This is a genomic window from Halomonas cupida (assembly GCF_900142755.1).
Lineage (GTDB): Bacteria > Pseudomonadota > Gammaproteobacteria > Pseudomonadales > Halomonadaceae > Halomonas > Halomonas cupida.
Genome location: NZ_FRCA01000002.1, coordinates 242,290 through 255,525 on the forward strand (window position 1 = coordinate 242,290; position 13,236 = coordinate 255,525).

At 60.7% G+C, this 13,236-nt stretch carries 8 protein-coding genes; 5 read left to right on the forward strand and 3 right to left on the reverse strand.

Annotated features, from left to right (window positions below):
• Positions 1–60: 60 nt before the first annotated feature.
• Together BUE38_RS05315 and BUE38_RS05320 are read right to left on the reverse strand one after the other, a co-directional pair.
• Positions 61–2,412, reverse strand: coding sequence for an ATP-binding protein (locus BUE38_RS05315; RefSeq protein WP_073433994.1), 2,352 nt, complete (start codon positions 2,410–2,412; stop codon positions 61–63).
• 23 nt (positions 2,413–2,435) lie between these two features.
• A complete protein-coding gene (locus tag BUE38_RS05320) occupies positions 2,436–2,936 on the reverse strand; it encodes a putative pterin-binding protein (protein WP_073433995.1) in 501 nt (166 codons plus the stop codon).
• Positions 2,937–3,575: 639 nt separating this feature from the next.
• Between BUE38_RS05320 and BUE38_RS05330 the strand changes: the two genes are divergently transcribed.
• The 3 genes from BUE38_RS05330 to BUE38_RS05340 are packed head-to-tail and all read left to right on the forward strand — an operon-like array spanning position 3,576 to position 9,759.
• A complete protein-coding gene (locus BUE38_RS05330; RefSeq protein WP_200802138.1) occupies positions 3,576–5,759 on the forward strand; it encodes a glycosyl transferase family protein in 2,184 nt (727 codons plus the stop codon).
• On the forward strand, positions 5,756–8,863 hold the full coding sequence (locus tag BUE38_RS05335; RefSeq protein WP_073433997.1) for an NfrA family protein: 3,108 nt from the start codon (positions 5,756–5,758) through the stop codon (positions 8,861–8,863). Before BUE38_RS05330 ends, BUE38_RS05335 begins: the two co-directional genes overlap by 4 nt.
• Positions 8,860–9,759, forward strand: a complete 900-nt coding sequence (locus tag BUE38_RS05340; protein WP_200802139.1) for a DUF4434 domain-containing protein — start codon at positions 8,860–8,862, stop codon at positions 9,757–9,759. The genes BUE38_RS05335 and BUE38_RS05340 overlap by 4 nt, the downstream gene beginning before the upstream one ends.
• A 34-nt stretch (positions 9,760–9,793) precedes the next feature.
• Here BUE38_RS05340 and BUE38_RS05345 read toward each other — a convergent pair whose 3' ends face one another.
• Positions 9,794–10,798 carry a LysR family transcriptional regulator gene (locus tag BUE38_RS05345; RefSeq protein WP_234986779.1) on the reverse strand — a complete coding sequence of 335 codons (1,005 nt, stop codon included), beginning with the start codon at positions 10,796–10,798 and terminating at the stop codon, positions 9,794–9,796.
• Positions 10,799–10,986: 188 nt separating this feature from the next.
• Here BUE38_RS05345 and trpB point away from each other — a divergent pair, with 188 nt between their 5' ends.
• Together trpB and trpA are read left to right on the forward strand one after the other, a co-directional pair.
• Entirely contained in the window at positions 10,987–12,198 is a 1,212-nt protein-coding gene (gene trpB, locus BUE38_RS05350) for a tryptophan synthase subunit beta (RefSeq protein ID WP_073433998.1), read from the forward strand.
• A gap of 73 nt (positions 12,199–12,271) precedes the next feature.
• Positions 12,272–13,093: a tryptophan synthase subunit alpha gene (trpA, locus tag BUE38_RS05355; protein WP_073433999.1), complete on the forward strand. Its 822-nt coding sequence runs from the start codon at positions 12,272–12,274 to the stop codon at positions 13,091–13,093.
• Positions 13,094–13,236: the final 143 nt, after the last annotated feature.

Genomic DNA, 13,236 nt, shown 5'->3' on the forward strand with positions numbered 1-13,236 from the left:
GATTGAGATTATGCTAATTGTTTGACGGCGGCGAGGAAAGCCTGACGCGGAATATGGTCTTCAGTGGTGATGGCGGAGTACCTCGAGATCCCGCCAGGCGTTGCCTGTCCGCGCGCCCTGAAGCTCGATGTCCTTGACACGGGCACGCAGTCCTTGCAGGTCCCGTTCAGCAAGCTGGTCCGCCAACTCCATGGCCGCCTGCTCTACCGCTCGACAGCCCATCACAGCCGAGGCACTCCTGAGCTCCTCGGTCTCCTGCTCGAGCGCTTCGCGGTCATCCACCTCGATAGCTGCGTACATGCGCTCGAGGCGCGCCGGGAACCGTGCCAGATAGCCCAGCACCATACGTTCCAGCGCCGCAGGCGACATGACAGAGCACAACTCCTTGACCGTCGACTCAGCCAGCACCTCGCTGTCCAGCTTTCCGGCCATGTCGTCAACCGGCTCACTGCCAGCATGGCAAGCCAGTAGATCCTCCTGCACCACCAGACTGTCTCCCACGGCGGCGTTGTGTGCCGTTGTGACTACCCTGGCGCCACCCTCTGCCGGGTCAGTGATGTCCTGTGAGCGCAGCGCTTCCCCCTGCTCCAGCCCCGTACTCAAGGATGCGTAGAGCCGCGATGGATAGCGTTGCAGTATCGTACGCAGTTCACGGCGGGTGAATGGCTTGCTGATCAGATCATCCATCCCCGCCTCGAAACTCACCTTGCGGTGATGCGGCAACACATTGGCCGTCACCGCAACCAGTGGTAGAGGCTGTGCGAGACGACCCTCCTCCAGCCATTGGTGCTCCTGTTGACGCCAACGTCGGGCGGTCTCCAACCCGTCCATCACCGGCATCTGAAGATCCATCAGCACCAGATCAAAATCACGCTCGGCCAGGGCATCGAGTGCCTGTTCGCCATTGGCGACCAGCTCACAGGACTGCCCCAGTCGTGACAGCATGGCAGCAACCAGATCACGGTTGAGCGAATTATCCTCGACCACCAACACATGGTGCGGGTCCGGCAATGCCAGCCCATCGCCAGGGGAAGGAGGCTCAACCACCTCCTCTCGATTGCTGACCGGCAAAGGGATCTCGAACCAGAATCGACTGCCACTGCCGGGTTGGCTATCCACTCGTAGATCTCCGCCCATGGCCTTGACCAGGCTGCGTGATATGGCAAGTCCGAGACCAGTGCCTTCATGGCGCCAGGCCAGCGTTGTATCGCGCTGGATAAACGGCTGGAAGATCAAACCCAGATCCTGGTCAGCAATACCGCAACCGGTGTCATAGACCACGAAGGATATGCGTGATGCCTCCGCGCGGCAGACCCGCAACATGACAAAGCCCTGCTCGGTGAACTTGAAGGCATTGTTGAGCAGGTTCATCAATACTTGACGCAAGCGATATCGGTCGCCTTCGACATTCTCGGGCAGGGATGGCGCCTGTCGCATCAGAAACTGTACCCGCCCATCGGGCTGAGTGCGGTAGCCAAGTGCCAGTTGATCAAGCAGGTTCTTCAGTGAAAACGGTGATTTCTCGATATCCAGCAGCCCCGACTCGATACGGGTATAGTCGAGGATGTCGCTGATCACCATGCGCAACCCTACTGCGCTGGCCTCGAGGCCCTCGATGTGCTGTCGCCCCTCCTCACTGAGCTGCTCGTCCTTGAGCAGATCCGCCATGCCCATGACGCCACTCAGTGGCGTACGCATCTCATGACTCATGATCGCCATGAAATCCGTCTTGGCCCGGTTGGCCGACTCGGCACGCTGGGCAGCCCCTCTCAACGCTCGGGACTGAGCCTCCAGCAGCTCAGCCTTGAGCGTATGCGCTCGCCCCTCGCGAATCAGCGCCATCACCAGGATCGTCCCCGCGACCATGATCAGGACAATACACAGCAGCACCACGACGTAGAGCCGCATCAACTCACGAGTGTCTCTGCTACGCAATTGAGCGACATATTCATTGTGCTTGAGCAACATGCTGCGGGTGGTGACCTGAAGCCGATCCAGTGCTGCGATGAGCGCGCGCTGCGTCTCGCCTTCGAGCGTCTGGTCCCCCGTCGCGATACTCATGATGATCGGCTCCAGTGCCTGCACCTCGGAACCGACTTCCCGAGACCAGTCCAGGTTACCCTCGCTTTCCTCGAGAAAACGCCGCGTTTGCCCCTCGTCGAGCATCGCTGCTCGCCCGTACAGGATCTCGTAATCGAGCAGGGACTGCTCGACATCACCATCGGTCACCCATACCCGCAGATCACTCACACTGCGATCCAGTTGATAGAGGCCCCAGGTCACCGTGTCGAGCACGCGCTGGTGCAATTCCTGCTGTCGATCGTAGGTCAGCCCCCCGGCCACCAGAGCCGCCACAAAGAACAGCAGTGTCGCGATGGCCGAAATTCGTGAACGGAAGGGAAGAGAGTACATATTCTGGCCCCGGGTCAGGCGACTCAACGCACTTCAATACTGGCTACCTGCCACACCGAGCGGGTCAGGTAGATGTCGGTGCACAGTTCTGGGTGGTCATCGAAGGGGTAGACAACAAACAGAGGGCCGTTGTCGCGAATACGTAGTGTGCGGCCATTGCGACTCGTGGCCAGTATTACGTCGTAGTCGATCACATCGATAAGAGGAATCTGTGCTGCGTAATCATTGAGGGCCTCCACATACAGCTCGTCTCCTCGCGCACCGACGAGTTCCAGCAGCTCACGCGTCAGCGGACCACTGAAATGCGATGGGCCATCGTACCAGGGTAGATCCGTGGAAATCTCGCGTTGCGGCAGAGACTCAAGCATGTCCCGGTCGAAATGCGCTTCATCACCGACATTGGTGTGGGTGATATCACCTCTGACCACCAACACCACAGGCCCCTTCGGCGGCTCAAGCGCATGACTCCACCCAGTCCCCAGCCCCCAGAGACCGAACACCACTACTATCCAACGACCGGCCATGTATTCACCTCCACAAGATGGCAAGGCACGCCTGGACGAATGGCGCACGACACCTGAACTACATACTTACGTACGAGCAGAAAACCCAGTAAATTTGACTACCAATACACCTCCCCATTGAATCAGCCGTCACAGCCCCGACACGCTGCCCACAATGCGATGCAGATACCATTCAACCACTACGCCACAGGATGCCTCGAGCCGAACATGGCGCAGAGTCGATCACTGCTCAATGGAACCACCATACAACTACCATTGACTGATAAACTTCAATACCCTTGTTTGTCATACCCTCATACCCCTTCTAGCCTAGTCACGACCAGGACACCCATGGTGTCGGGCCGTAAACTCGAGCCGTTTCCGCATCAATCCGAACAGAGCACTTCCGGGACTGCCCGCTCTGCGCACAATGGCACTGGAGCCACCGAAACCGCTGTTTGACGAGGGATACAACATGTATTCAGTAATGATGGTTGTCGGCACAGTGCCAGAAAGCGGAGAAGGCGTTTCCATGACCCCCGAGCCGAAAGTGGCGAAAACCATGTCTCACACAGGCACCAACGCTGTCCAGACCATCGCCATCAAGCCCCGGCAGCGTCAGGGCCAGCAACAGAGTGGAGATGCGGCAGGGAGCGTGGAATGAGCGAGTTGAGCTTCCTGGCAGTCGATATTCTCATCTATGTGCTCTACGGTCTGAAGTGGGTAGCGTTGCTCCTGGCCATGCTGATGCTGCTGTGCGGCCTCGACGACCTCTTCCTCGATATCTGCTATTGGACACGTCGTTTCTGGCGCCGCTGGACGGTTTATCAGGAACATCCGCATGCCAACGAGGATCGGCTGTACGACGTGCCGGAAAAACCTCTGGCCGTCATGGTGCCCGCCTGGCAGGAGGTCGGCGTCGTCGGTTCCATGGCACAGCTCATGGCCAACACCATGGACTACGAGAACTATCAGATCTTCGTCGGCACCTACCCCAACGACCCAGAGACCCAGGCCGAGGTCGATGTCGTTGCCCGCACCTTCCACAACGTGCACAAGGTAGTGACGGCACGCCCCGGCCCTACCAGCAAGGCCGACTGCCTCAACAACATCATCCAGGCCATCGCCGACTTCGAGGCAGCGGCGGGGATAGAGTTCGCCGGCTGCATACTCCACGACGCCGAGGATGTCATCTCGCCGCTCGAACTGCGCATGTTCAACTACCTGCTGCCTCACAAGGATCTGATCCAGGTTCCTGTCTATCCGTTTCGCCCACGCTGGTACCAGCTTTCCAGCGGGCACTACATCGATGAGTTTTCCGAGTATCACGGCAAGGATGTGGTCACCCGTGAGGCAATCACCGGTCAGGTCCCCAGCGCTGGTGTCGGTACCTGTTTCAGCCGCCGCGCACTGACCCTGTTGCGCGAGTTGAATGACGGCATTACCTTTGATATCTGGAGCCTGACCGAGGATTACGACATCGGGTTCCGCCTCCACGAAAGAGGCATGTCCTGCGCCTTCATCCGCTACAGCACCGACGACGACCGTCTGTCACCACACCGTGAGCACGCTGCGGGACAGCGTTACCACGACAGCCGAGTGATCTGTGTTCGCGAACACTTCCCGACCAATTTCAAGGCAGTGATCCGCCAGAAGTCACGCTGGATCACCGGTATCGTATTCCAGGGCTATCAGCACCTCGGCTGGAGTCGTGACTGGCGCCTCAATTACTTTCTCTGGCGTGATCGACGCGGCGTGATCGCCTACCCGGTCGCCCTGATTGCCTCCTGCCTGCTGATCCTTCTCGTCAGCCTGTGGCTGGCCGCCGTACTGGTTCCCGAAGCCTGGCGTTTCCCCGATATTCTCAGCGGTGGCCCGCTGAGCACACTGCTGTGGCTCAACGGTCTCCTGCTGGCCAATCGTGCCTTTCAGCGCTTCTATTTCGTCAAGGTCTACTACGGATGGCGCCAGGGACTGCTGTCCTTCCCGCGCATGCTGTGGAGCAACGTGATCAATTTCCTCGCCAATGTGCGCGCCTGGCGGTTGTTCATGCAACGGGCTCGCCACCGTACCTTCGCCTGGGACAAGACCACCCATGAGTTTCCGCATGTGGAACTGCCGGTCCAGGTGCCACTGGAGACATACCTGCTGGAGGACGGAGCCATCACACACCAGCAGCTGGAAGCCTTCAAGGCACAGGGAATTCAGCGTGAAGAAGGCCGAGAAATGCTCGTCCAGAGGCTGATCAGCGGTCGCCAGTTGGCCAGCGCACTAGCGCGTAAGCATGAGATGCACTGGCGCTCGATCAATCCGCTGGCCATTCCTGTGAAGCTGATCGAAAGAGTCCCCACCGCCACGGCCATGCGCTATGCCATTCTGCCGATCGGCGAACATGACGGAGTGCTCGAACTGGCCACAGAATCCCCCCTGACACCAGTGGCCATTGGCGCTATCTGCCGTCGACTCCGCTGTCAGGTCGAGGTCTATCTGGTACCGACCGGCCGTGTCACCCTCGGCCTTCGCCACTGGCACCTGAGCCAACTCCAGCCAAACGAAGAGCATCAGATTTCCGCCTGGCAGCCGGATGACGACGTCGACGAAGCCTGTCTCGATGCCTACTGCTGTCATCAGGTCCTGCTGGGCCAGGTACTGCTCGAACGAGGCTGGCTGTCGAATACCCTGTTCATCCAGGCCATGATCGACTTCGCCCCCCAACAGCAGCGACTCGGTGACTTCCTGGTGGAGCGAGGCATGATCGATACCCCCACTCTCGATCAGGCACTCGAGGTGCTCCATGAGGAAGAACAACTCGCACGTCAGACACTGGAAGGGCAAGCGGCATGAAGAAGTCTCTCGCGCTTGCCATGATGTTGCTTCCCGGCCTGGTGCAAGCCCAGGGTCAGGCGGACCTGAGCCATTTCGACAACTTCCGCAGTTATCCCTATCTCGACCACGCCTACCGTGCGGCCGATGAGCACCGCTGGGCAGACGTCCAACGACTGATGGAGCATCTCATCGCTCGGGTCCCCGGTAACCTGGAGGCACACCGTCTACTGGCGCAGTCGCTGCAGGAACAAGGCGATATCGAAGGAGCTCTAGCAGCCCTGCATGGCCTGGATACCAACATTGCCGTCACTCAGCGCCTGGCGCTCCAGGAGGAGTGGATCAATAGCGGCCATGCAACACCTGATCAGGTCAGGCAGTGGGTGCAGGAAACCACCGGCAGTGGCCGTGAGCGCCTGTGGCGAAGCGAGGCGGAGCATCTACGCGTGACCCGTGGTGCCGGCTTCGCTGCAGACTGGCTGGGCGACATCGGCAACGGCAACGATCTGTCCCTTGATCGCTACCGTGCCAGTCTTGCTGAATCCGCTCAGGACTGGCCAACCGTTATAGGCACGCTGACCCCACATGCCCAGCGCGGCGAGCTCGACGATAACGACTGGCAACGACTGATCTCTGGGCTGGTGGGCAACCGCGACGCCCCAGGCCTCGACCGACTGCTGGAAGTGATGCCTGATGATCAGAAGACCATCGCCTTGAACGAAGGCGCCCAGCATGCCATTGCGCTGGGACACCCCAGGCTGGCCGAGCGCTGGTTGAAGCAGCTCGACCGCCTGGGTGCATTGGACGAGACAACCCGAGCGGAGCTGGTGGAAACGGCCCTTCAAGTCAGTGACGTCGGGACCGTCCGTGACCTTGCTCTGCACAACAGTGACAACTGCCTGAGCGAGGCAGTATGGCTGGCCGATCACTCCGTCGAGGATGCCCGCAAGGTGCTCCGCCAGTGCCCTCCTGGACAACCCGAGAGCGCAGCCACCTGGCTCAATCTGGCAGCGCGACTGGATACTCTGGAACTGATCGAGAACACCCCTCTTCCCGCGACACTCAACGATCAGCGCACCATGGTTCTGGTACACGGATACGCTCGCCAGCATGACTGGCAGCAGGCGCTTGCGTGGCTGCAGGCGGTGCCTTCCAGCCCCGAGCGCTGGCAGCTCGAGGCCGAGCTGGCCACTCGTGCCGGCGATTCCCTGCGCGCCGCCCGAGCCTGGCAGGCTCACTACCGCCTGACCGGTGACCCTCGGTCACTGGAAACCGCAAGCTACCAGTTGACCGAAACAGGACATCACCAGGACGCCATCGCCCTGCTGCAGACAGTGCTGCAGCAACACCCTGAGCGCCTGGCCCCTCGTACCATCGAGCGTCTCGCCGACCTCTATCGCCAATCGCCCGAAAGCCTGGACGCGACGACCCTCACCAGCATCACTGCCCGGATCTCCCCGGAGCAACGCAGGCCTCTGTTGGAAAGTCTGGCGTACGCGCAACGCTGTGACCTGATCAATCCACTGGCTGAGTCACTGCGTCCCACACCATGGCGCGCCCTGGCCCTGTGTGCCAAGGATCAGCCAGGTCAGGCCGCGGTGCTCTGGCAGAAGGCACTGGGTCAAAGCCTCGACGAACACGATACCCGCCTGATCGAGGACAACCGCCGTGCGCTGGCCTATGCCCTGAGCAATGCCGGGGACAATCCCGGTGCCTGGCGACAATGGCAACAGATCCCCTGGCAGCATCTCGGTGCCGCCGCTCACGAGGCCGAAACCCGCAGTGCACTGGCCATTGGTGCCACCGAGGATGCCTGGACGCTCTGGCAGGACCTCGACGCCAGCTCTAGTCGTACCCGCCTGCTGGGAGCACGCATCGCCATGGCGCGGGGAGAAAACGCGCACGCCCTCGAACTGGCACGCAGCGCTGTGACGCCTTCACCCACGAATCCCGATGACACTGGACAACTGGTCGAAGCCAGTGCCGTCGCAGCCAATGTCGGTGATGATCGCCTGGCCACCCAGTGGTTGGAGCAGGCCTGGCGACTCAATCCGAACTCCCCTCAGTTGACCCGACAGTTGGGCATCAACCTGGCCGCAGCCGATGACGCGCCGACACGCCAGCGTGCCGTATCACTACTCGAGCAGGCCAGCCGGGATTATCCCGAGGACTTCATGGTCACCAGCAGTCTGGCCAACCTCGAGTTCTCATCAGGAAATTACGCCAGCACACGCCACTGGCTGAGGCGCTCCATCGATCTTCAGTCGGAAGATATCGCCGTCGGCGGGGCAGAAGCGTCCGTCATCGCCGATCGGCGCTATTGGCAGCGCCGCATGCATGAAAGCCTGTCGCGGCGTGACAGTGTTCGGATTTCCAGTAGCTGGGCCCCCACCCTGCCCTCTGCTGGCATTTACAACGAAGAGAACAACAAAGAGAACAATGACAGCGGCGGAGGCATCAACTCCCAGATCCTCGAATGGGATCATGCACTGGGCAACGAGCCCTGGCACGATGGTCGTCAGTTGGCGGTATATGGCCGTGCCATTCTTGGTGGCAGTGAGGGCGATAACGACAGTCATCACAGCTACGCCGACAGCCAGTCCCTCGGCCTCGGACTGCGTGCCAGACCCTTCGCCACGCATAATCTGAACCTCTATGCTGAACTCTATGCCGACCACAGCGACGGAGGTGATAGCGACCTCGACGTGATGCTGCGTGCCAACACCTCACTGTTCGACCAGGGCGACTACAGTAGTGAATGGCGGCCCAGTGAAACTCACTGGAACGAGCGTTCGCTGTATCTGGACAGCGCCTGGTGGATACACCGAGAATCCGCTCAGGTCTATGCTCGATACCAGCAGGGCCATTCGTTCAAGTTGGGCACCACTTCCGCACAGACCTTGATGCCCTATGTGGCCGCTCAATTCACCAGCCAGCGCGGCAACGGTTGGGACAGTGATGGCCGAGTGGCGGCAGGCGTTCGCTGGCAACTCTGGTATGACGAGGATCAGTACAATGCCTATCGCCGCAAGCTTACCATCGGCACCGAATTTCAACGCTCGGTATCAGGCGAACTATACGGTGGAAACCATGGATGGGCGATAAATCTGGAACTGGACATGTGAAGCGAAGTGGTACCGCAGCGTGCATTATCCTGCTGGTACTGCTGGCTGCAGAAATCATCCATACAGTGCTGAATGACTCCCATGCCAGCATGCAGCACGTGCCTCCTCGAGAGCTGAGGGAGTCCCACGGGATCTTCTATCAACCACAGAATCGCGATGCCACTCTGTCATCCGAGCAATGGGACGCTATCTGGAAACACACCAGAGATGCCGGCTTCGATCGCGTCATGGTCCAATGGACCCGTTACGGAGAGGACGACCTCGGTGGCAATACCGGCTGGCTGGCACAGGCCCTGGCCTCCGCCGAACAACACGGCCTGAAGCTGGTCCTCGGCCTGACTCAGGACCCGGAATACTACGCAACGCTGCCCGACAACCCACGCTTTGCCAGCTACTGGTATCAACAGATGGCGGAGGCCATCCGCCAACAGCGTCGGCTGCAGGACGAATGGGCACTGCATCCCGTCGGCTGGTACCTACCGCTGGAACTGGACGACTGGTTGTTCCGTGACAAGAGTGTTCGTCACGAGCTGCTGGAACAGCTGGCCAGTACCGCAGCGGCGCTGGATGGTGAGCTGCATCTCAGCATGTTCACCGGTGGCTTCCTGTCTCCTGCCCTGTATGCCGAATGGGGCGATACGCTGGCCCACAATGGCTGGCATGTCTGGTGGCAGGATGGCCGCGGTACCCATCGCCTGTCTCCTCAGGTACGCGACACCTACGAACAGGCACTGACCTGCGATATCGGCATCATCCGTGAAGCCTTCAAGGTGGTCTCTGCCGAGGATGAAGACTTCCGCGCCGAGCCCGCCACACCACAGACAGAGCCCGACAGTTGTCACCCCCAGGCCGTCTTCTCACTGCGCTACATGAGTTGGGCAGACACTCTGCGTTGAACGTTGTTCACCGGCCCGGCCAGAGATCCGACATTCAGCTCGGCGTGGCTGCCAACTGACGAGATAGCCACGCCACCAGCTCACTGGTTGCCGGGTGTCTGGGCGCTCCACGGTCTCCCGGAATCACCAGTGTCAAGCGGGCCTCCGTGGTGACAAAGCCCCATGGAGCCACCAGGCGCCCACTGCGCAGATCCTCCTCGACCAGATAATCCGGGGCGATACCGATACCCAGCCCCACCAGGGTCGCCTCGAGCAGATAGCTCAAGTGTTCGAAGCCAAGATGTTCAAAACCAGGATGTTCAAAACCAGAATGTTCAAAGCTCGGATGTCCGGGCCCCTGCCCTGCGGCGAGTTTTGCGCCTGCCAGCCCTTGATGTCGAGCCCAGTCGGCCCAGGCGTCGGGACGCGAGCCGGTATGCAGAAGCGGCAATCTGGCCAGCCGCTCTGCCAACTGTCCGAGCGATAGTGTCGAGGCTCCTTCCAGCTCAGGCCACTGGCCAGGGCGCATTACGGGACCGATGCGTTCAGGCCCCAGAATATGCAGTTGTTCATTTTCACCGCACTCAAGCGGAGGAGCCTGAAAACGCAGCACAGCGTCGACACCAGGCTTGAGTACGCTGCTGTCGTCACTGGCCGTCAAGTGCAGCTCCAGTTCCGGCAGTGCCCTTTGCAATTCCGCCATGCGCGGGATAAACCAGCGTGCCAGAAAGGAGCCCGGACAACTCAACACCAAAGGCGCCTTGCCGTCAGCTCGCGAAAGTTCACGACAGGTTCGTGCCAGGCCGGAGAAGTGCTGTCGCGTGGCCACGGCCAACTGGTGCCCGGCAACAGTCAGCACCAACCCGCGTCCAGCTCGCTCGAACAAGGCAATACCCAGCTGTGTCTCCAGCTGCCGGATCTGGCGACTGACCGCCCCATGGGTGACATGCAGTACCTCTGCGGCGCGGGACACACTCTGCCCGCTGGCCACCGCATCGAAGGCCCGCAAGGCATTGAGGGACGGCAGATCCGTCAGGTCTCGGGAATCCGGGCCAGCCACAAGCCACTCCTCATGTGATAAAAACTCACACATCATGGCAAATTAATCGATAGTCTTCGAGCCCTGCTACACCTAATCTCTCACTATACAAAGGCTCGCCGGCCCGAACATGGCAGGTGACAGCAAATGGAAACAGTTGAAAAAACTGACAACAGTTGAATTTTTCCTGCAATGATGAGGTTCCCAGCATGACGCATGCCAACCTTCAGATCGGCCCGGACGAGCGGGGCTTCTTCGGCGACTTCGGCGGTCGCTTTGTGGCCGAGACCCTGATGCCGCTGATCCTTGATCTGCAACAGGAATATGAACTCGCCCGCCAGGACCCGGAATTTGCCGCCGAACTGGCTGAACTGTCACGCGACTACGTGGGTCGCCAGAGCCCACTGTACTACGCAGCACGACTCACCGAGCACCTGGGTGGCGCGAAGGTCTATCTCAAGCGCGAAGACCTGATGCACACCGGTGCTCACAAGATCAACAACGCCCTGGGCCAGATCCTGCTGGCTCGCCGTATGGGCAAGACTCGCATCATCGCCGAGACCGGTGCCGGCATGCATGGTGTGGCCACTGCAACAGTGGCGGCTCGCTTTGGCCTCGACTGTGTGATCTACATGGGCAGCACCGACATCCACCGCCAGCAGCCCAATGTACATCGCATGCAGTTGCTGGGAGCCACTGTACGGCCAGTAACCGCAGGGGATGGCACGCTCAAGGATGCCATGAACGAGGCGCTGCGCGACTGGGTGACCAATGTCGAGGACACCTTCTACATCATCGGTACCGTTGCCGGCCCTCACCCCTATCCGGCCATGGTGCGCGACTTCCAGTCGGTGATCGGCAAGGAAGTTCGCCAGCAGCTCGAGGACAAGGAAGGTCGTCTGCCGGATTCGCTGGTGGCCTGCATCGGGGGTGGCTCCAATGCCATGGGCCTGTTCCACCCCTTCATCGAGGACAGCGAGGTGGAGTTGATCGGCGTGGAAGCCGCCGGTGAAGGCATGGACACACCACGCCATGCCGCCAGCCTGCAGGGTGGCCACCCCGGAGTCCTGCACGGCAACCGAACCTTCCTGCTGCAGGACGAGCAGGGCCAGATCAGTGACGCCCACTCGATCTCGGCGGGCCTCGACTACCCGGGCATCGGTCCTGAACACGCCTGGTTGCATCAGGTGGGACGCGCCGAGTATGTCGCCGCCACCGATCAGCAGGCACTGGATGCCTTCAGCCTACTGTGTCGTCTGGAAGGCATCATCCCGGCGCTGGAGTCTTCCCACGCGCTGGCTGAAGTTATCCGTCGTGCACCCACTCTGCCCAGTGACCATCTGATGGTGGTCAACCTCAGCGGACGCGGCGACAAGGACATGGCCACTGTCACCGAGCACCTGGCCGATCACCTGGCTTGATAGGTACCGGCCTCGACGTTCGCTGCTCGAATGATGCCCACTGATTGTCACTGCGCCTTGAGGAGATAACCTGATGACCACGACTCACGACCGCCTGAACCGCCGTTTCCAGCAGTTACGCGAGGAAGACCGTGCGGCTCTGGTGACCTATATCGCCGCCGGCGACCCTGATTACACCACCAGCCTCGCGACGCTAAGCGGCCTTGCCGAGGCTGGTGCCGACATTATCGAGCTGGGGATGCCCTTTACCGACCCCATGGCCGATGGCCCCTCGATCCAGCATGCCACTCGACGTGCACTGGATGGTGGCCAGACCATGGAAAAGACTCTCGATATGGTGCGCGAGCTTCGCCGTCAGGATGACGATACGCCGGTGGTACTGATGGGCTATTACAACCCCATCTATCGCCGTGGCGTCGAGCGCTTCCTGGATGAGGCACGCAGCGCTGGAGTCGATGGCTTGATCGTCGTCGACCTGCCTCCGGAACACGACGATGAGTTGTGCCTGCCGGCGGCCGCCGCAGGTCTCGACTTCATTCGCCTGGCTACCCCGACCACCGACGCCCGACGACTGCCGGGGGTGCTCGCCAATACCTCGGGCTTCCTCTACTACGTCTCCAGCAACGGGGTCACCGGTGGCGCCGCCCCGACGGCCGAGCGTGTCGCCACGGAAGTCGAGCGGATCCGCGAACACAGCGAGATTCCCATCGCCGTCGGCTTCGGTATCCGTACCCCGGAACAGGCAGCCACCATCGGCCGCTTCGCCGACGGCGTGGTAGTCGGCTCAGCCCTGATCGATGCCCAGGCAAGCGGCGAAACGCCTGAACAGGGTACAGCAGCGGTGCATAAGCTGACCCGAGAGCTGGCCGCAGCATTGCGCGGCGCAAGGGGATAATGCAGAGAGCTTCGAGACGCGAGCTGCGAGCTGCGAGCTGCGAGCTGTATAGTGCCGCCCCCTGGATCACAGGCAACCCCTGCCGTGAGACGCGAGCCACGAGTGGTCCAGTGCAACCTGTGATTAACCCGGCATGCTTTCAT